The following is a 20,573-nucleotide window of genomic DNA, read 5'->3' as shown; positions in this document are numbered from 1 at the left end:
CGGACCTCAACCGCGCGGACCTCACCGGCGTGAACTTCTCCACGGCCAGGGCCATCACCCTGGGACAAGTGGTGAGCGCACGCCCTGACCGGTCTGCCGACCTTCCGAGGCAGCCGGCATCGGATCCGCGAGTGCGGGCGCGAATCGCGGCTGTGACGGAACAACGGGAGGAAAACCGGTGACGCATGGCGCCCGACTCCGTGTTCTGGCGACCCCGGTCGCCTCGACCCCGTCGGCCATCCGGCGGAACTCCGACGAGGACTTCGCCGACTGGTACCCGCGACGGACACCTCGGCATCTCCCCCGCCCAAGTGCCCGCCGCGTGCGTGCTGCAGCTCTTGGTCTGCCTGTCGGACCGGCAGGCGGCCGAGGCGGTGCGCCGCCACAACGATTTCGCCAAAGGCAGGTCCGAATGAGAGCGTCCCGGTTCAGCTCACCCGGATGCATCTCCGTCCGCCAAGGTGCACGGCGATGCGGTTGAAATTCATTAGAAACCGACCAAACGGGACATGCAACCACGCCAACCCCGCTTGTCATCCTATGAATTTCTCCAACCCCCCTCTCTGCGCACACCGTTGACAGCATCGCGACTCCGATCGATCATCAGACATCCGATGAATTGGAGCCGCTCATGGGTACGTATCCGAGGCGCCAGGTCCTGGGCGCCGCGGCCGGAGTCGCCGCAGCAGCAGCCCTTCCCCTCACCTCAGCCAGCGCCGCGCACGCCGCCGAACCACTCGCCGGGCACGCCGGGCCGTGGGCTCCTGTCCCCGACCCCGTCCCGGTCCCGCTCGACTCCCTCTACGACAACGACGGCATCGACACGACCTCCGCGCGCGGCGGCGACTTCGACGGCTCGGGCTACACGTTCCCGGGCGAGGAACTGCCCACGGGCCGTGTAGAAGTCGACGGCACGCCCTTCGTCCTCCCGACCTCGGATGCCGGCGCGAAGAACAACGTCGTCGCACTCGGCCAGCGCGTCGAACTGCCCCAAGGCCACTACCTCTCGGCAGCCTTCCTCACCGCGGGCAGCTATGGCAACGCCTCCGGCAAAGCCACGGTCCACTACGCGGACGGCTCGACCACGACCGCCACCCTCGGCGGGTCCGACTGGTACGCCTCGGGCGGATCCCTGTCGGTGCCGTACCGCTATGGGCCGGACGGCACCAAGGACGAACACCGCGTGGGGATCGGCACGTCCGAGCTGTGGCTCGACCCACAGCGCGACGCCGTGGCGATCACACTCCCGGTGACCAACCCGGCACAGGCGAACAAGGCGTCGCTCCACGTGTTCGCGCTGTCCCTGCAACCTGCCGCTCAGGGACGCGCGCTGGTCCTGCGCGGGGCCAGGTCCACGGACTCGCTCCTGGAATCGTCCGGCGCCCAGAGCGTCGAGGCCACCGTCGTCAACGCGGGGACCGTCGCCGTCCTGGCCGCGGACGGCGTGTCGGTGCGCGTCGACGTTCCGGGAGCGCGCACCGTCGAGGCCGCTCGGGTCCGCCGCCTTGACCCCGGCGAGCAGGCCCGCGTCCGCGTGGGTATCCGCAACCGCGCGGGCACCGCCCCCGGCACGGCTCGGGACGGCTCGGTGACCGTCACCGGACACGGAGCCCAAGTCGCCTCGCAGAAAAGCCGGTTGACCCTCGGTGTCGCCGACTACCAGCCCACTGAGGCTTCTCTCTCCGGCCACCAGGCACCGTACTGGTTCCAGGGCGCCAAGTTCGGCATCTTCATCCACTGGGGCGTCTACTCGGTGCCCGCCTGGTCGCCGGTCGGAAAACAGTACGCCGAGTGGTACTGGAACCACATGCAGGATCCCCAGAACGCCGTTTTCGCGTACCACCGCGAGAAGTACGGCGAGGAATTCGCCTACGACGACTTCATTCCGATGTTCACGGCGGAGAAATTCGATCCGCGCGCCTGGGTCGAACTGTTCCGGGACGCGGGCGCCGAATACCACGTGCTCACCTCGAAGCACCACGAAGGCTTCGCCCTGTGGGACACGAAGGTCTCCGATCGCAGCTCCGTGAAGATGGGCCCGAAACGCGACCTCGTCAAGGAACTCTTCGACGCGTCCCGCCGCTATACACCCGAACTCCACCGCGGGCTCTACTTCTCCATGCCCGAGTGGTTCAACCCGGACAATCCCTGGATGGGTCACGCCCCGCGCAATCCGTACACCCAGAAGCCGGTGCCGTACACGGGCTACACCGCGGGCAAGGACTTCGTGAAGGACTACCAGGCCCCGCAGATGCTGGAGCTGATCCAGGGCTACGACCCGGAGCTCATCTGGTGCGACATCGGCGGCGCCAACGACAGCCTCCATGTCCTGGCCGAATACTTCAACCACGCGAAGAACCGCGCCCGGCCCGTCGACGTCACCGTCAACGACCGTTCGGGCATCGGCTTCCACGACTTCACAACGCCCGAGTACACGACGTACGACAACACGGTCGTCGCCAAGTGGGAGTCCAGTCGCGGTCTGGACCCGTTCAGCTACGGCTACAACCGGGCGACACCGGACGACGCCTACATGACGACCGAGGCGGTGGTGCGCAGCCTCGTCGACATCGTCTCCAAGAACGGCAACTTCCTCCTCGACATCGGCCCGCGTGCCGACGGCACCATCCCCGAGATCATGCAGACCCGGCTGCGTGAGACGGGCCGCTGGCTGCGCACCAACGGAGAGGCGATCTACGGCACCACGTACTGGTCCCGGATGGCCGAACTGGGCGAGGACCTGCGGTTCACCGTCCGCCCGGACGAAGCCTTCTACATCCACTCCCTGGCCAGGCCGGGCGCCAAGCTCACCGTCGAGGCCCCGATCCCGATCCGCAGCGGCGACAAGGTCACGATGCTCGGCCACGGCCGGCCCCTGACGTGGACCCTCAGCAACGGGGCGCTGGTGATCGACGTCCCCGAAGCCGCACGCAGGGCGGGGCAGCACGCGTGGGTCTTCAAGGTGCACTGGCGTGCCTGAGACCCGACGGACACCCTGAGCACGACCGGAGGCCGCGACGGCATGACGCCGTTCGCGACACCGACGGGCACAGGTCCGACAAGGCAGGGGCATGGTTGAACCGGTCGCCGCGGTTGCCCACCGGGTCGGTTGGTCCCGCGCCGAGCGCGGGACCAACCGACCTTCACGTTGCCGCTGCCGGCTGCCGGCTGAACCATTCGTCCTACTCCGCACCCGCGGGTTTCACGGCGACCGGCTCCGCCGGGACGGTGACATCCCTCGGGGTCTGCGGGGGATGAGGCTCTCGAAGGCGAAGGCGAAGGCACCGGCGCCCCAGGGCCAGGACGGCCCGCAGGCCGTTCTCCGCCGGAAGGCGCACGACGTGCCCGAAGGCCGCGGGCGTCGCGGTCGATGTCGAGGCGTTCGGGGTCGCTGACGAAGCCGGGATCGAGGCGTCGCCCAGGCCCCACATTCACCCGATCTATCGACTGATCACACCTCACTGCTCCATGACTTGACCCTAGCGCCTGAGTGTATTCACCAGTTCAGTCCCGGGTTTCCGTCGAACCCCTAGACAGGGCCTCGATCGGTGCTCGTTAATACATCCGACGTCACTCCGGTCAGCCCGGATGTCGAGCCGCAACGCCGTGCGCTGCCCACACCGCCGCCAACACCGCGCGCTGTCCTGCGAACAGTCGGGAGAAGACCTTGCCAGAGCCGATCACCCGCCGAGGGCGCGCTCGCCGGTATGGCGGTCCGGCGACGGCAGGCCCCGCCAGTCCGCCGGGGCCCTATCGGTGAAGGAGCTCCTGCGGCCCGGCGCGCCGCAGTGTTCGCGTCGACCGTCTCCCTGAGTGCGCTCAGGCCGCCACCGTCCGGAATCCGCGCCCGGACCGCTCGGTCAAGGTGCACGCCTCCCACGCCAGCCACTCAGGTTCCCGGGGAGCGCCGTCTCGCAGCCCTTTTGCCACGTCGTTCCCGAGTGGGCGGCAGATACCTCCCTCGGACCCCAGCCCAGACCGACGTCGGATGCCGTCCGCGACGTCGGCACCGCAACCAATGCCGACAACCCACAGGAGTGGTCCATGTCCTCACGAAAAATGACTCGCCGTACGTTTCTCGGCGCGGCGGGTGCGGCGACCGCCGCGACCGCTCTGCCGCTCGTCCCCGGCTTCTCGGGCCTGCTGTCGCAGGCGTCCGCCGCGGACGCGCAGACCAACCTGAGCAAGATGGTCGACATGCGGTTCGGCATGTTCAACCACTTCAGCCTGGGCACGTTCACCGACCAGGAGTGGGCGGAACCCAACCAGAGCCCCGCCCTCTTCGCTCCCCCGAGTGTCAACTGCGCGCAGTGGGCCGACGCGGCGGTCGCCGCGAAGATGGGTTACGGCATCCTGACCAGCAAGCACCACGACGGCTTCGCCCTGTGGCCGAGCGCCTTCGGCACCCAGAACGTGGCGAACAGCTCGTACAAGCACGACGTCGTACAGGCGTACTGCGACGCCTTCCGGGCGAGAGGGCTGAAGGTCGGGATCTACTACTCGATCTGGGACCGCACCTTCGGTGTCGAGGCATGGGAGAGCCGGCACAACGTGAGCGGGCTCGAAGTCACCGATGCCATCCAGCCCGGCGACATGACCTTCATCCTCGGTCAGATCCGCGAGCTGCTCACCGACTACGGCACCATCGATATGTTCATGACCGACGGTTACGCCTGGCAGATGGGGCAGCAGGCCGTCTCCTACCAGCGGATCCGTTCGCTGGTGAAGGAGCTGCAGCCGGACTGCGTCATGATCGACATCGGTGGACTGGTCGAGCCCTTCCTCAGCGACGCGATCTTCTTCGAAGAGCCGCTGGGCATCACAGCACCGGCGGGCAACACCTACGCCGGAATGCAGGGGCAGACCATCAGCAACGGCTGGTTCTGGCACCCCTCCACCCCGGCCGAGAGCCTGCTGAGCAAGTCCGCGATCCTCTCCCACCTGGCCGACCTGGAACCGAAGTACACCTCGTTCATCCTCAACTGCCCGCCCAACCGCAACGGCCTGCTGGACACCAATATCGTCAACCGGCTCGCCGAGGTCGGCGCCGCATGGAGCCCGAACACCTCCAGGCCGTCGCTGCCCACCCAGTTGCTGCGCGCCGAGCACCCCGTCACACCGGTCAACGCGTACGCCACCGCTTTCCACACCGGCGAGGGACCGCTCAACGCCATCGACGGACTCAGCGACGTCCGCTACGAGACCTGTTGGTCCACCTGGGGCCTGTCGCTGCCACAGGCGATCACCATCGACCTGGGCGGGGTGTGGAGCAATGTCTCCACCCTCGAATACCTGCCGAAGCAGTGGAATCGCAACGACTCCACCGACGGCGACATCACCTCGTACACCATCCACACCAGCACCGACGGGGTCACCTTCACCCAGGTCGCCACCGGCACCTGGGCCGGCAACCGCACAACCAAGCCGGCCGAGTGGACCGCCCGCAACGTGGGCTTCGTACGCATCCAGGTCAACGCCGGCACCGGCAGCTACGCGAACATCGGTGGAGTGAGGATCGGTGGCCGGACAGCCAAGCCCGCCCTGGTGTCATCCGTCCTGCCGGGGGACGCAACCGTCTACCGGCTGAGCGCCCGGCACAGCGGCAAGGTCGCCGACGTGGCGAGCGCGCGCACCGCCAACGGCTCCAACGTCCTGCAGTGGCCCTGGCTCAACCAGGCGAACCAGAAATGGACCTTCACCAGCACCGGCGACGGCTACTACAAGATCAAGGGTGCGGGCAGCGGCAAGCTCCTGGAGATCGCGGACCTCTCCCGCGTCGACGGCGGCAACGCCGACATCTGGCAGGACGCCTCCGCGCCCCAGCAGCAGTGGGCCGTCACACCCACCGGCGACGGCTACTACTTCCTCATCAACCGCTACAGCGGACTCTCCCTCGGCGTCGACGAGGGCAGCACCACCGACGGGGCCAACATCGAGCAGCAGCCGTACACCTCACAGGCCCGGCAGCAATGGCAGCTCATCCCCTCCTGAACCTGCCCCGCCGACATGGTGCGGAGGGCCGCCCGCGGTTTTGGCGAAGTTCAGCTGGGCCCGCAGCACCCGCAGCGCGGTCCGTCCCCGCTTCTCCGCGCCATGGCGTTGCCTCGACACGGTCCCGCAGCGCGGCGAGGACGTCGTAGGCGTGGTGACGCGACGCGACTCCAGCACTCGCGTCACTGCGAGCACAGCCGAGGCGGTGGCCGGCACCCGGCGGATGCAGTCAATGGCGAGTGCCGGCCGTCGCGCCATCTCTTGCCGGTTCGCACGTTGATGCCGACGATCCGGCAGGCTTCCGTGTTGTTGTGCCCCTACTGCGTGAGCCGAAGGTATGTCTCCCGCTCACGCGTCGGACGGCGCGCCTTCCGGTTCCGGTCCTCCCGGATCTCGAAGTCCGTCGCATCCCCTTGCCTCCGATCGTCGCTGCACCCGTCCTAGCAGGTCACAGCTGCTTCGGCCCCAGTAGGACCAGGTCAGAGAGGCGACTCGAACTTACCGGCGGTAACATGTGAGCGTGTGACGTTCACCGCTCCTCCCCCCAGGGGTGTGCAGCGGAGTTACCCGCAAGTAGCATGGGCCTGAGCGCCCGCTCAGCGGTTGCGTTTCGCAGCAGAGCCGTCCCGCACCTTTGGAGGAGAGCCATCGTGCCTCGTACCGTCAGGGATGTCGTCTTCGTCGACGGCGTCCGCACCCCGTTCGGCAAGGCGGGCCCGAAGGGCATCTACCACGAGACCCGCGCCGACGACCTCGTCGTCAAGGCGATCCGGGAACTGCTGCGCCGCAACCCGGGTCTCGACCCGAAGAAGATCGACGAGGTCGCCATCGCCGCGACCACCCAGATCGGCGACCAGGGTCTGACCCTGGGCCGCACCGCGGGCATCCTCGCCGGGCTGCCGCAGTCCGTCCCCGGCTACTCCATCGACCGGATGTGCGCGGGCGCGCTGACCGCCGTCACCGCGACCGCCGGCTCGATCGCCTTCGGCGCGTACGACGTCGTCATCGCCGGTGGCGTCGAGCACATGGGCCGTCACCCCATGGGCGAGGGCGTCGACCCGAACCCGCGCTTCGTGAGTGAGAAGCTCGTCGACGAGTCGGCCCTGTTCATGGGCATGACCGCCGAGAACCTGCACGACCGTTACCCGCACATCACCAAGCTGCGCGCCGACGAGTACGCCGTGCGCTCGCAGGAGAAGGCAGCCAAGGCGTACGCCAACGGCAAGATCCAGCAGGACCTGGTGCCCATCTCCGTACGGAACACCAACGCGGAGGTCGGCGAGACGGGCTTCGGCCTGGTCACCGCCGACGAGCCGATGCGCCCTGGGACCACCCTGGAGAACCTGAGCGGGCTGAAGACGCCGTTCCGTGTGCACGGGCGGGTCACCGCCGGCAACGCGGCCGGTCTGAACGACGGCGCCACCGCGTCGATCATCGCGTCCGAGGACTTCGCGCGCGAGAACGACCTGCCCGTCAAGATGCGCCTGGTCTCGTACGCCTTCGTCGGCGTCGAGCCCGAGGTCATGGGCTACGGTCCGATCCCGGCAACCGAGAAGGCCCTCGCCAAGGCCGGCCTCGGCATCGGTGACATCGGTCTGTTCGAGGTCAACGAGGCCTTCGCCGTCCAGGTGCTGGCCTTCCTCGACCACTACGGCATCGCGGACGACGACGCGCGCGTGAACCAGTACGGCGGCGCCATCGCCTTCGGTCACCCGCTCGCCTCGTCGGGTGTGCGTCTGATGACGCAGCTCGCTCGCCAGTTCGAGGAGCAGCCGGAGGTCCGTTACGGCCTGACCACCATGTGCGTCGGCTTCGGCATGGGCGCCACCGTCATCTGGGAGAACCCGAACCACAAGGACGCCGGAGGCGACAAGTGAGCACCACCGAACTCCTCAAGGGCGCGGCCGAGCTGTTCCCCGACGAGGTCGTGACGTCCGCGCACGTACGCCACCTCGATCTCCCGTTCAACGCCGGTCGTTTCGCGCTGATCACCCTCGACAACGGCTTCGACCACACCAAGCCGACCACCTTCGGCCCGGCCTCGCTGGCGAACCTGAGCATCGCCATCGACCAGGTCGAGAAGGAGGCGTCGGCCGGTGAGATCGTCGGTGTCGGCATCACCGGCAAGCCATTCATCTTCGCGGTCGGCGCGGACCTCAAGGGCGTCGAGCTCCTGAAGAACCACTCCGACGCGCTCGCCATCGGCAAGGGCGGCCACGAGGTCTTCAAGCGGCTGGCCCAGATCGCGGTCCCGACCTTCGGCTACTACAACGGTGCCGCCATGGGCGGTGGCGTCGAGGTCGGTCTGCACTGCTCGTACCGGACCGTCTCCGCGGCCCTGCCGGCCTTCTCGCTGCCCGAGGTCTTCCTCGGTCTGGTTCCCGGCTGGGGCGGCTGCACGCTCCTGCCGAACCTGATCGGTGCGGACAAGGCCGTCACGGTGATCATCGAGAACTCGCTCAACCAGAACAAGCAGCTCAAGGGCGGCCAGGTCTACGACCTCGGGATCGCCGACGCGCTCTTCGAGGGCGCGGACTTCCTGGAGCAGTCGCTGCTGTGGACGGCCGCCGTCCTCAAGGGCGAGATCGTCGTCGAGCGCCCCGCGATCGACCGTGGCGAGGCCTGGGACCAGGCCGTCGCGCGCGGCCGGTTCATCGCCGACAGCAAGGTGCACGGTGCCGCCCCGGCCGCCTACCGCGCGCTGGACATCATCGCCGCGGCCAAGGACGGCGACCTGCAGAAGGGGTACGACGCCGAGGACGTCGCGCTCGCCGACCTGATCATGGGTGGCGAACTGCGCTCCGGCATCTACGCCTTCAACCTGGTCCAGAAGCGCGGCAAGCGTCCGGCCGGTGCGCCGGACAAGTCGCTCGCGCGTCCGGTCACCAAGGTGGGCGTCGTCGGCGCGGGCCTGATGGCCTCGCAGCTCGCCCTGCTCTTCCTGCGCCGCCTCGAGGTGCCGGTCGTGCTGACCGACATCGACCAGGAGCGCGTCGACAAGGGTGTGGGCTACGTCCACGGCGAGATCGACAAGCTGCTGCTCAAGGGCCGCGTCAACCAGGACAAGGCCAACCGCCTGAAGGCCCTGGTCACCGGTGTGCTGGACAAGGCGGAGGGCTTCTCCGACGCGGACTTCATCATCGAGGCCGTCTTCGAGGAGATCGGCGTCAAGCAGCAGGTGTTCGCGGAGGTCGAGGCGGTCGCCCCGGCGCACGCGATCCTCGCGACGAACACGTCGTCCCTGTCGGTGACGGAGATGGCGTCGAAGCTGAAGAACCCCGAGCGGGTCGTGGGCTTCCACTTCTTCAACCCGGTCGCGATCCTGCCGCTGCTGGAGATCGTGCGCGGCGAGCAGACCGACGACGTCTCGCTGGCGACGGCGTTCGGTGTCGCCAAGAAGCTGAAGAAGACCGCGGTACTCGTGAAGGACGCTCCGGCGTTCGTCGTGAACCGTATCCTTACCCGCTTCATGGGCGAGATCCAGAACGTGATCGACGAGGGTACGTCGGTCGAGGTCGCGGAGAAGGCGGTGGAGCCGCTGGGTCTGCCGATGTCTCCGCTGGTGCTGCTGGAGCTGGTCGGTCCGGCGATCGGCCTGCACGTCTCGGAGACGCTCAACCGGGCGTTCCCGGACCGCTTCACGGTCTCCCCGAACCTCGCCGCCGTCGTCAAGGCCGGCAAGCGTGGCTTCTACGTGTACGACAGCGGGAAGCCCGAGTTGGACCCCGAGGTCGCCGCGCTGCTGAAGCAGGGGGATGTCGCCCTGAGCGAGGAGCAGGTGCGGGACCGGGTGCTCGACGCGGTCGCCCAGGAGATCGGGCTCATGCTCGACGAGGGTGTCGTGGCCGAGGCCCAGGACATCGACCTGTGCCTGATCACCGGCGCGGGGTGGCCCTTCCACCTGGGCGGGGTCACGCCGTACCTGGACCGTGAGGGTGTCTCCGAGCGGGTGAACGGGAAGCGGTTCCTGGAGGCTGGGGTGGCTTCCGTACCGGTGTAACGGTTCGTTGTGCTTTCCGAGTGCCCTGTACGCCGTGGTGGCGTGCGGGGCACTCGGTTTTTCGCCCCCGCCGCCCCTACCCGTCCCGTCCTTCTGGGGCTCCGCCCCAGACCCCGCTCCTCAAACGCCGGAGGGGCTGGATCTTTCAGCCCGTCCGGCGTTTGAGGACGAGGCCCCTTCAGGGCCGACAGCGGGGGTCTGGGGGCGCAGCCCCCAGGGATGGGACGGGTAGGGGGCGGCGGGGGCGAGGAAACCCCGTCACACCACGACCCACGCCTCCAGCGCCAGCCCCGCCTCCCGCTTTCGCCGGGCGACCCTGAGTTCCCCGCCCCCGGGAACCGCCGTCGCCGCGACCACTCTGCCGTTCGCGTCCTCCGTCAGCGACACCCTTGCGTCCAGGGGGAGTTGAGGGCCCGACTCGGTCCACCACGCCCCCGCCGACTCCTGCTCGGTCGGATACGCGGCGAACGCCACCCGCCCGCTCGCCGAGCGCTGCGCGAGCAACGTGCAGTCGACCTCGTCCAGCGTGCAGCGGATGACCGACACCGGGCCGGGACCGGCCACCGGAAGCAGTTCGACCGGCTCGCTGCCCGCCCGCCACACGCACACCGTGTCCGTCTCGTCCGTGTAGAACAGCGTCACATGGTCGTCGGACGTGACCAGCGCCCGCAGGCTGCCCCGACGGGCCGTCACCTTCAACGGGGTCTCGTCGAGTTCCGGGATGTGGCCGGGTCCGCGCTGCGTCCAGCGCAGGATGCCGTGAGGCGAGTTGCCGTACAGCTCGACGCGTCCGGAGGCACGCGTGACGGCCATCAACTGCTCCTCCACGTCCTCGCCCTTGAGGTCGCGCCAGGGGCCCCACCCGCCGCGCTCCTTCTGGCCTCGCATGCTGACACCGCCCACGGCGTTCCGTACGAAGACATGGGCGCGGCCCTCCGCGTCGACGGCGACCGCCGGTACGCCGGTCCAGTCGCCCTTGTCGTTCGGGTGACCCAGGCGCGTCCAGTCGAGGGCGGCGAGGGCGGGCCGGAAGTGCGTGGTGTGGACGAGGCCCGCCTCGCCCTTCACCGTGGGCCGCCACGTCGCCAAGTGTGCGTATTCGTCGGGGCCTTGGCCGACGCCGACCATGGCATGCACGCGCAGGTCGCCGCCGATGCGCCGGGGCGGGAGCCAGGGCCCGCCGGGCCGGGACTCCGCGCGGCAGACGATCCCGTCTCCCACGGCGTCGTACGCGCTCAGTCGGCCGTCGCGACCCCGTATGAGCCAGTCGCCGTTGACCGACTCGGGACGCCCCGCGGCCGTGGTAGGGGAAGGAGGAACAATGGGCACTGGACTACTTTAGTGTGCTCTTACCTTCGCCGCGCCCCCCGGCCCCCTCATCCGGTATCCCTGATTCCGGTCCCGCGTGCGACCCTGATCCGCATGGATGCCCCTCTGCTCGTGATCGTCGACGCGGCGAATGTCGTCGGCTCGGTACCCGACGGCTGGTGGCGGGACCGGCGCGGGGCGGCGGAGCGTCTGCGGGACCGGCTGGTGGCGTACGCGGAGAGCGGGCTGCCGGGGCGGGCGGGGCCCGTGGAGATCGTCCTGGTGGTCGAGGGCGCGGCTCGTGGGGTCGATTCGGTTCCGGGCGTACGGGTGGAGTCGGCGCCCGGCAGCGGGGACGACCGGATGGTCGAGCTGGTCGCCGAGTTCACGGACCGGGAGCGCCTCGTCGTCACCGCCGATCGTGAACTACGCCGCAGGGTCACGGAGTTGGGCGCCGAGGTCGCCGGGCCCCGTACGGTTCGGAGCGACTAGCACACGTCGTACCGTACGGAGCCATCGTCAACTTCGCCGACCGCTCAGGTCAGTTGGTGTCGGCCGTCGCCTTCTGCTGCTGTCCGAGGCGGCTGTGGGAGCGGCCGTACAGGAAGTACACGAGGAAGCCGATCGCCATCCATACGCCGAACCGAAGCCAGGTCTCGGCGGGCAAATTCAGCATCAGCCAGAACGAGGCGAGCACCGACAGGATCGGGATGAACGGCACCCACGGGGTCCGGAAGGCCCGGGGCAGGTCGGGGCGGGATTTACGGAGGATGACCACGCCGATCGCGACGACCACGAAGGCGAACAGCGTCCCGATGTTCACCAGTTCGGCGAGTTCGCTCAGCGGGGTGAAGCCGGCGACGATCGCGATGATCACGCCCAGCAGGATCGTCGGCCGGTGCGGGGTCCTGAAGCGTGGGTGGACGTGTGAGAAGAAGCGGGGCAGCAGACCGTCGCGGCTCATCGCGAAGAAGACCCGGGTCTGGCCGAGGAGAAGGATCATGCAGACCGTCGTCAGGCCGACGGCGGCGCCGAAGCTGATGAAGCCCGCGAACCACGGGTGCCCGGTGGCCTTGAAGGCGTCGGCGAGCGGCGCGGTCACCGACAGTTCGGTGTAGTGCTGCATGCCGGTCACCACGATCGACACCGCGACGTACAGGGCGGTGCAGATGACGAGGGAGCCGAGGATACCCCGGGGCATGTCCCGTTGCGGGTTCCTGGTCTCCTCGGCGGCCGTGGCCACCACGTCGAAGCCGATGAAGGCGAAGAACACGACCGAGGCGGCGGTGAAGACGCCCATCACACCGAAGTTGGACGGTGCCCAGCCGAACATCAGCTGGATGAGCGGCGACTGGAGGCCGTCACCGGCCGGCACCTCCTGCGCCTTCGGGATGAACGGGCGGTAGTTGTCGCCCTTGACGAAGAAGGCGCCCGCGATGATCACGACGAGGACGACGGTCACCTTGATGGCGACGACGATCGAGGTGACGCGCGCGGAGAGCTTCGTGCCGAGCACGAGGATGCCGGTCAGTGCCAGGACCAGTGCCGCGGCGAGGATGTCGAAGCCGAAGCCGTCGGCCCCGTCCCGGCCGCTGAGCACCTCCGGCAGGTGCCAGCCGGCGTTGTCGAGGAGCGAGGTGATGTACCCGGACCAGCCGACGGCCACCACCGCCGTACCGAGCGCGAACTCCAGTACCAGGTCCCAGCCGATGATCCAGGCGGGCAGTTCGCCGAGCGAGGCGTAGGAGAACGTGTACGCGGACCCGGCCACCGGGACCGTGGACGCGAACTCGGCGTAGCAGAGCGCCGCGAGGGCGCAGACGACCCCGGCGACCGCGAAGGCCAGGGCGACGGCGGGGCCGGCGTTGTTCTTGGCGACCGTGCCGGTGAGGACGAAGATGCCGGTGCCGATGATGACACCGACGCCGAAGACCGTCAGATCCAGCGCGGACAGGGATTTCTTGAGCGCGTGTTCTGGTTCCTCGGTGTCGCGGATGGACTGTTCGACCTTCTTCGTCCTGAAGAGGGTGCTGCTCACGGGCGTACCTCCCACGCTGTGTCGTCCCGGACATGATCAAGAGCGGGCGTGGTGCGCCTGCCCCGGCGCGAGGGATTTCACGCTAATGGGCCGGTCCCACCACCGTAAAGAGTGGGGAAACCGGCCCATCAGAGCTCAGCCGTGGGTCAGTCGCGGGTCAGTCCCGAGTGGACTCCACCGAGTCGACCTCGGACTGCTCGAACCGTCCGTCGATCCTGGAGACCAGCCCGGTGACCTGGCGGGCGATGTCCGGTGCCGTCAGGCCGATCTCCGCCATGACCTCGGCCCGGGAGGCGTGGTCGAGGAAGCGCGGCGGGATACCGAAGTCGCGCAGCGGTACGTCGACCCCCGCGTCCCGCAGGGCCTGTGCGACGGCCGAACCGACGCCGCCCACCCGGGAGTTGTCCTCGACGGTGACGACCACGCGGTGTCGCTCGGCGAGCGGTGCCATGGCCTCGTCGACCGGCTTGACCCAGCGCGGGTCGACGACGGTGGTCGAGATGCCCTGCTGGTCCAGCAGCCCGGCGATCTCCAGGCACATCGGCGCCAGAGCGCCCACGGAGACGAGGAGCACGTCCGGCGTGTCGGTGCCGGGCTCGAGCAGCACGTCCATGCCGCCGACGCGTCCCACCGCGGGTACGGCGGGGCCGACGGCGCCCTTCGAGAAGCGGACCACGGTCGGCGCGTCGTCGACCTGGACGGCCTCCCGGAGCTGGGCGCGGACCTGGTCGGCGTCGCGCGGAGCGGCGAGCCTGAGGCCGGGGACGACCTGGAGGATCGACATGTCCCACATACCGTTGTGCGAAGCCCCGTCGGTGCCGGTGACGCCGGCCCGGTCGAGCACGAACGTCACACCGCACTTGTGCAGCGCCACGTCCATGAGGACCTGGTCGAAGGCCCGGTTGAGGAAGGTGGCGTACACCGCGAAGACGGGGTGCACTCCCCCGGTGGCCAGCCCGGCCGCCGAGACGGCGCCGTGCTGCTCGGCGATGCCGACGTCGTAGATGCGGTCCGGGAAGGCGTCCGCGAACTTCTTCAGACCGACCGGCTGGAGCATCGCGGCCGTGATCGCGACGATGTCCTCGCGCTCCCGGCCCAGCTCGACCATCTCGTCGCCGAAGACGGAGGTCCAGTCGGCGCCCGAGGCCTTGACCGGCAGGCCCGTGTCGGGGTGGATGGGGCCGATGCCGTGGAAGCGGTCGGCCTCGTCCTGGAGGGCGGGCTGGTAGCCGCGGCCCTTCTCGGTGAGGCAGTGCACGATGACCGGGCCGCCGAAGCGCTTGGCGCGGGCCAGCGCGGACTCCAGGGCCTCGATGTCGTGGCCGTCGATCGGGCCGACGTACTTGAGCCCCAGGTCCTCGAACATGCCCTGCGGGGCGATGAAGTCCTTGAGGCCCTTCTTGGCGCCGTGCAGGGTCTCGTACAGCGGCCTGCCGACGACCGGGGTGCGCTCCAGCAGGTCCTTGCCCTTGGCGAGGAACCGCTCGTAGCCGTCCGTCGTGCGCAGGGTGGCCAGATGGTTGGCGAGGCCGCCGATGGTCGGCGCGTACGAACGCTCGTTGTCGTTGACGACGATGACCAGCGGGCGGTCCTTGGCGTCGGCGATGTTGTTCAGCGCCTCCCAGGCCATACCGCCGGTGAGCGCGCCGTCACCGATGACGGCGACCACGTGGTGGTCGTCGCGCTTCAGCACCTGGTTGGACTTCGCGAGACCGTCGGCCCAGCCGAGGACCGTCGAGGCGTGCGAGTTCTCGATGACGTCGTGCTCGGACTCGGCCTGCGAGGGGTAGCCCGACAGGCCGCCCTTCATCTTCAGCCGCGAGAAGTCCTGGCGGCCGGTGAGCAGCTTGTGGACGTAGGACTGGTGGCCCGTGTCCCACAGCACCTTGTCCTTCGGCGACTCGAAGACCCGGTGCAGCGCGATGGTGAGCTCGACGACCCCGAGGTTGGGGCCGAGGTGGCCGCCGGTCTTGGAGACCGCGTCGACGAGGAAGGTCCGGATCTCCTCGGCCAGCTGGTCGAGCTGTTCCAGGCTGAGCCGGTCAAGATCGCGCGGTCCCTTGATGCGGGTCAGCAGCGGCACCCGTGCCTCCTTGCAGTAGAGCTGATCGAGCTTTCGCCGGGCGTGTCGAGTCTAGTGTTCCGCCTTCGCAACCGACGCCCGGCCTCTGCGTGATACGTCACGCGATCGGCCGTACCCAAGAAATGTGCCGTCTATGACACGCCTGTGCCCGGCACCCCGATACGGGTGCCGGGCACAATCGTTCGAAAGTACGCCGCAGGCGACTTGCAGGGGCGCGGGGAACTGCGCGACCAGCCACGGACAGGCCGCAGCCGGCGAACTGGCGCAACCCCCCACGACGCCAACCCGCTACGCCCGGCCGGCAGCCTTCTGGCTCCGCCGGGACACGGAGTCGATGACAACCGCGCCCAACAGCACCGCACCGGTGATCATGTACTGGATCGACGTGTTCATGTTCAGCAGGTCCAGACCCGTCTGGATCGACTGGATCACCAGCATGCCCAGCAGCGCAGACCACACCGTGCCCCGCCCGCCGAACAGGCTGGTACCACCGATGACCGCCGCCGCGATGGCGAGCATCAGCGTGTTGCCACCACCCGCGTTCAGCGTCGCACTCGCCGTCTGACCTGCGAAGAACATACCGCCGATCGCCGCGAACCCGCCGGAGATGGCGAACACGGTGATGCGGATCATCGGCACGTTGATACCGGCCCTGCGGGCCGCCTCGATGCCACCGCCGACCGCGAAGACCTTGCGGCCGTACGTCGTACGGCGGAGCACGAAGTCCACGATCACCAGCGCCGCGAGGAAGATCACCAGGGCGTTGGACACACCGGCCGAGTTGTTCAGCACGGCCGCGGCAGCGAAGGACGCCACACCGAGCGCGCCGACCCGCAGAGCGATCTCACTGGTGGGCCGGAAGGGCACCCCCGCGGCCTTGCGCCGGCGCTGTTCGCCGAAGGAGCCGACGAGCATCGACAGGACACCGAGACCGGCCAGCAGATAGGCGCCGATGACTGCCTGGTCCATGAAGAAGGAGCTCTGGCCGAACAGCTTGACCGGGCCGTGGTCGGCCGGGATGTTGATGGTGCCGCTGGAGCCGAGCAGCCACAGCATCAGGCCGTTCCAGCCGAGGAAACCGGCCAGCGTCACGACGAACGCGGGTACGCCGATCTTGGCGAAGAACCAGCCGTGCAGCGCGCCGATGCCGACACCGGTCACGATGGTCAGGATCAGCGCCAGCCAGCCGTTCATCCCGTGGGTGACCACGAAGACGGCGAAGAGCGTGGACGCGAAACCGCTGACCGAGCCGACGGAGAGGTCGATCTCACCGAGCAGCAGCACGAACACCAGACCGATGGCGAGCATGCCGGTGGCCGAGAGGTAGTAGCTGATGTTGGAGAGGTTGTCGGCGCTGAGGAAGCGGTCGTTCTGGAGCTGGAAGATCGTCCAGATGACGATCAGGCCGATGACGACCGGCAGCGAGCCCAGCTCACCGCCCTTCACCTTGCGCTTGAACTCGGTGACGTAGCCCTTGAGGCCCTCGTCGCGGACCAGCAGACGCGGGTCGACGACGGACACCGGCGCCGCGGTCGGGTCGTCGGCGGGTGCCACCGTGTTCTGGTGCTCCGCCCCTGGGTCGGGCTTCACGGTCTTGGACGTGTCGCTCACTTTGCCGCCTCCGTGTCGCGACGCCCCGCACGACGGGTCACGGCGTTGTCCGTGGCTCCGGTGATCGCGGCGATGATCTCTTCGTGGCTCGTGGTCTTCACCGGGAAGGAGCCGTTGTTCTTGCCGAGGCGCAGGACGTGGACGGTGTCCGCGACCGCCTTCACGTCGGCCATGTTGTGACTGATGAGGATGACGCCGAGGTTGCGCTCGCGCAGCCGCTCGACCAGGTCGAGGACCTGGGCGGTCTGCTCGACGCCGAGGGCGGCGGTGGGCTCGTCGAGGATGACGACCTTGGGGTCGCCGATCAGGGCGCGCGCGATGGCGACGACCTGGCGCTGACCGCCGGAGAGGCTGGCGATCGGGATGCGCACGCTCGGGATACGGATGGAGAGCGTGCTCAGCAGTTCCCGGGCGTTCTTCTCCATCGACACCTCGTCGATGACACCGCGGTGCAGCAGCTCGCGCCCGAGGTAGAGGTTGCCGACCACATCGAGGTTGTCGCACAGGGCGAGGTCCTGATAGACGGTCGCGACGCCGAGTCCCTGTGCGTCGTGCGGCTTGTTGATGCTGACCGGGTTGCCCTCCCACTCGATGACGCCCTCATCGATGGGGTGAACGCCCGCGATCGTCTTGACCAGGGTCGACTTTCCTGCGCCGTTGTCGCCCACAAGGGCGACCACTTCTCCGGGGTGGACCTCCAGCTCTACGTCGGTGAGGGCCTGGACCGCACCGAACCGCTTGGAGACTCCGCGCAACGCCAACACGGGCGTAGCGGACACGTGAACCATCTCCTTCGCCGCCTGACCGGCGGGGATGCCGCGCTTGGGGTAGGCGCGGAGGGGTGTGCGCAATGGCACGGGTTTACAGGACGAACATGCGCGAGTCCGCCGCCGATGGCAACGGTTCCGTCCGACGCCCGGCCCGGCAGCGGGGTATGAAGGCCGGGTCGGGCGTCGGACAGGTCTCGCGGGACCGCCGGGCGGTCATGTCCGGGTGGGCGCGTGTGGCGCTCGCCCGGTGCCGGCGGTCCTGGGTGTGGCGGCCGACTACTGAAGACCGGCGGTCTTGCAGGCGGCGGCGAACTCGCCGGCGCAGATCTCGGCGACGGTGTAGAGCTTGTCCTTGACGACCGTGTCCGCGATGTTGGCCTTGGTGACCGACACCGGGGTCAGCAGCTGCGAGGGCACCTTGTTGCCGGAGCCGCTGGTCAGGGTCTCGGTGGCGAGCGAGTCGATGCTCTTGCCGTCGAGCAGGTTGACCGCGATCTGGGCGGCGGCGTCGGCCTCCGGCTTGAAGGCCTTGTAGACGGTGCTGGACTGGGTGCCGGCGACGATGCGCTGGATGCCCGCGAGCTCCGCGTCCTGGCCGGTCAGCGGGATACCGCTGATGCCCGCGCCCTTCAGGGTGTTGGCGATGCCACCGGCCATGCCGTCGTTGGCGGCGTAGACGCCCGCGATGTTCTTGGCGCCGAGCTGCGTGATGGCGGCCGACATCTTCTGGGCGGCGACGGTGTCCTTCCACAGGCCGGACTGCTCGTAGGCGATGTCGACCTTGCCGTCGAGGGCTTCGTGCGCGCCCTTCTTGAACTGACCGGCGTTCGGGTCGGCGTCGTCACCGTTGATCATGACGACCTTGGCCTTCGGGGTCGCCTTCGCGCCGAGGGAGGCGATCAGGGCCTCACCCTGGAGCTGACCGACCTTGACGTTGTCGAAGGAGACGTACGCGGAGACCGGGCCCTGGGCCAGACGGTCGTACGCGACGACCTTGATGCCCTTGTCGACCGCCGTCTGGATGGAGGACTTGATGGCCGCGGAGTCCTGGGCGCTGACCACGATCACCTTGACACCCTTGGTGATCATGCTGCTGACCTGCTGGGCCTGCTTGGCCGCGTCACCGGCGGCGTTCGCGTACTCGACCTTGCAGTCGGAACACAGTTCCTTGACCTTGGCCACGAAGAACGGCTTGTCGAACTTCTCGTAGCGCGCGGTCACGCTGTCGGGGAGCAGCAGACCGATGGTCTTGTCGCCCGAACCGCTGTCCTTGTCCTTGTCGTCGCCGGCCTTGCCACAAGCCGCCACGGCGAGGGCCATGGAAACAGCGGTGGTACCGATCACGACTCTACGCATCATCGCGTTCATTTGGTGGTGCCTCCCTGACAGGGCCGCAACGCTGCGGCCGAGGTGGCTGGAAGTCAACTCGGCCACACGTGCGACGTCAAGAAGTAAATCCTTAACGGGTTGGCAACGGCTTTGTTCGTTCTCTAGGTGAAGGCAGGAGTCGCTGCATGCAGCGTGCCGTCCAAAAGGGTCGAATCGCCCATTTCGCTCAACGCGAGAGCGAGCGCTCCGAGCACCTCCGCACGACCTCCAAGTGCCCCTGGAAGAACGGACAGTTGACGTGCCGCACTGGGAATCGCATAGCGGCCGACAGACTCTCTTATGGGACCGAGCACCAGCTCACCGGCCTCGGCGAGATCACCGCCGAGGACCACCCTGCTCGGGTTCAGCAGATTGCAGAGATTGGCGACTCCACTGCCGATATGACGGCCGACGTCGGCGATCACGCGACGGCAGCCCGGGTCGCCGTCCCGCGCCAGCCGCACGACACCTTCCATGGTCAGGTCGGTTCCGTGGCTGGACTGGAGGAGTGGCAGCACATAGCGCGCCGCCGCGAAGGTCTCCAGGCAGCCCCGGTTTCCGCAGCGGCAGACGGGGCCGGATTCATCAAGAGTAATATGCCCGATTTCTCCCGCTGTGCCACCCGGACCCCGGTAGATCTTGCCCTCGATCACCAGTCCGGCCCCGACACCGCTCGCGACCTTGATGTACGCCAGGTCGCGCACCCCCCGGCCACTGCCCCAGACCAGCTCACCGAGGGCGCCGAGGTTGGCGTCGTTGTCCACGTACACCGGCACGTCCAGGCGCCCGCGCAGCTCCTCACCCGGTCTGGTACCGCTCCAGCCGGGCAGTATCGCGCTGGAGCCCAGGGTGCCCGACTCCACGTCGATCGGACCCGGTACGCCCAGGCCCACGCCGGCGATCTTGGAACGGTCGACGCCCGTTGCTGCAATCAGGCGATTGACCAGCTCTTCCGCCCGGTCGAAGCCCTGCGCGGCGGAGGCGTCCACGTCCAGCGGCTCGGACTCCTCGGCCAGCACCTGGTGGGCGAGGTTGCCGACCGCGACCCGTAGGTGCGTGTGCCCGAAGTCGACGCCGATCACGATGCCCGCATCCCCGCTCAGCGAGACCGCCCGGGCCCTTCGGCCGCCCGCCGAGGTGGGCGTGACCTCGACGGTTCCACCGTCCTTCAGCTCGCGGACGATGTTGGACACCGTGGCCGCGGACAGACCGGTGGTCCTGGCGATCTCGGCCTGCGTGAGCGACCCGGCGAGGCGCACCGCCCGTACGACCCGTTCCAGGTTGGCTCGGTGCAGTGACGACTGCGACCCCGGAGTCTCCACGACGACCTCCTGCGCGCGGGACCGCTTCGATGAGGCCCCGTCTATGTCCAACTAGTGAACTCTAAGCTGAGCCGTTCGGGTC

12 protein-coding genes are annotated in these 20,573 nt (G+C 68.5%); 5 read left to right on the top strand and 7 right to left on the bottom strand.

What is annotated here, in order from left to right; translation table 11 throughout:
- Positions 1–631: 631 nt before the first annotated feature.
- The 4 genes from G3I56_RS29750 (at position 632) to G3I56_RS29735 (ending at position 9,991) form a co-directional block, all read left to right on the top strand.
- A complete protein-coding gene (locus G3I56_RS29750; protein ID WP_164414283.1) occupies positions 632–2,980 on the top strand; it encodes an alpha-L-fucosidase in 2,349 nt (782 codons plus the stop codon).
- Between the two features lie 1,064 nt (positions 2,981–4,044).
- Positions 4,045–5,991, top strand: a complete 1,947-nt coding sequence (locus G3I56_RS29745) for an RICIN domain-containing protein (protein WP_164414281.1) — start codon at positions 4,045–4,047, stop codon at positions 5,989–5,991.
- Positions 5,992–6,641: 650 nt separating this feature from the next.
- Positions 6,642–7,868: an acetyl-CoA C-acyltransferase gene (locus G3I56_RS29740; RefSeq protein WP_164414279.1), complete on the top strand. Its 1,227-nt coding sequence runs from the start codon at positions 6,642–6,644 to the stop codon at positions 7,866–7,868.
- Positions 7,865–9,991: a 3-hydroxyacyl-CoA dehydrogenase NAD-binding domain-containing protein gene (locus G3I56_RS29735; RefSeq protein ID WP_164414277.1), complete on the top strand. Its 2,127-nt coding sequence runs from the start codon at positions 7,865–7,867 to the stop codon at positions 9,989–9,991. Before G3I56_RS29740 ends, G3I56_RS29735 begins: the two co-directional genes overlap by 4 nt.
- Before the next feature lie 258 nt (positions 9,992–10,249).
- On the opposite strand, the gene G3I56_RS29730 is transcribed toward G3I56_RS29735, so the two are convergent.
- Positions 10,250–11,320 carry a hypothetical protein gene (locus G3I56_RS29730; RefSeq protein ID WP_164414275.1) on the bottom strand — a complete coding sequence of 357 codons (1,071 nt, stop codon included), beginning with the start codon at positions 11,318–11,320 and terminating at the stop codon, positions 10,250–10,252.
- A gap of 93 nt (positions 11,321–11,413) precedes the next feature.
- Here G3I56_RS29730 and G3I56_RS29725 point away from each other — a divergent pair, with 93 nt between their 5' ends.
- Positions 11,414–11,791, top strand: coding sequence for an NYN domain-containing protein (locus G3I56_RS29725; RefSeq protein ID WP_164414273.1), 378 nt, complete (start codon positions 11,414–11,416; stop codon positions 11,789–11,791).
- 49 nt (positions 11,792–11,840) lie between these two features.
- Here G3I56_RS29725 and G3I56_RS29720 read toward each other — a convergent pair whose 3' ends face one another.
- The 6 genes from G3I56_RS29720 to G3I56_RS29695 all read right to left on the bottom strand — a co-directional run bounded on the left by G3I56_RS29720 (position 11,841) and on the right by G3I56_RS29695 (position 20,491).
- Positions 11,841–13,337 (bottom strand): amino acid permease, encoded by a 1,497-nt coding sequence (locus G3I56_RS29720; protein WP_164414271.1) that lies wholly within the window; start codon positions 13,335–13,337, stop codon positions 11,841–11,843.
- A 157-nt stretch (positions 13,338–13,494) separates the two neighbouring features.
- Positions 13,495–15,420, bottom strand: a complete 1,926-nt coding sequence (dxs, locus tag G3I56_RS29715; protein ID WP_164414269.1) for a 1-deoxy-D-xylulose-5-phosphate synthase — start codon at positions 15,418–15,420, stop codon at positions 13,495–13,497.
- Positions 15,421–15,708: 288 nt separating this feature from the next.
- Positions 15,709–17,031, bottom strand: coding sequence for a sugar ABC transporter permease (locus G3I56_RS29710; protein WP_164414267.1), 1,323 nt, complete (start codon positions 17,029–17,031; stop codon positions 15,709–15,711).
- Positions 17,028–17,819, bottom strand: a complete 792-nt coding sequence (locus G3I56_RS29705; protein ID WP_078507121.1) for an ATP-binding cassette domain-containing protein — start codon at positions 17,817–17,819, stop codon at positions 17,028–17,030. The genes G3I56_RS29710 and G3I56_RS29705 overlap by 4 nt, the downstream gene beginning before the upstream one ends.
- A gap of 258 nt (positions 17,820–18,077) precedes the next feature.
- On the bottom strand, positions 18,078–19,169 hold the full coding sequence (locus G3I56_RS29700; RefSeq protein ID WP_239135180.1) for a substrate-binding domain-containing protein: 1,092 nt from the start codon (positions 19,167–19,169) through the stop codon (positions 18,078–18,080).
- Between the two features lie 122 nt (positions 19,170–19,291).
- Positions 19,292–20,491 (bottom strand): ROK family transcriptional regulator, encoded by a 1,200-nt coding sequence (locus tag G3I56_RS29695; RefSeq protein WP_164414265.1) that lies wholly within the window; start codon positions 20,489–20,491, stop codon positions 19,292–19,294.
- Between the last annotated feature and the right edge of the window lie 82 nt (positions 20,492–20,573).

This window comes from Streptomyces sp. SID12488 (assembly GCF_010548275.1).
GTDB lineage: Bacteria > Actinomycetota > Actinomycetes > Streptomycetales > Streptomycetaceae > Streptomyces.
Note: the sequence above shows the minus strand (reverse complement) of the source record. Positions and strands in the feature narration are given on the sequence as shown.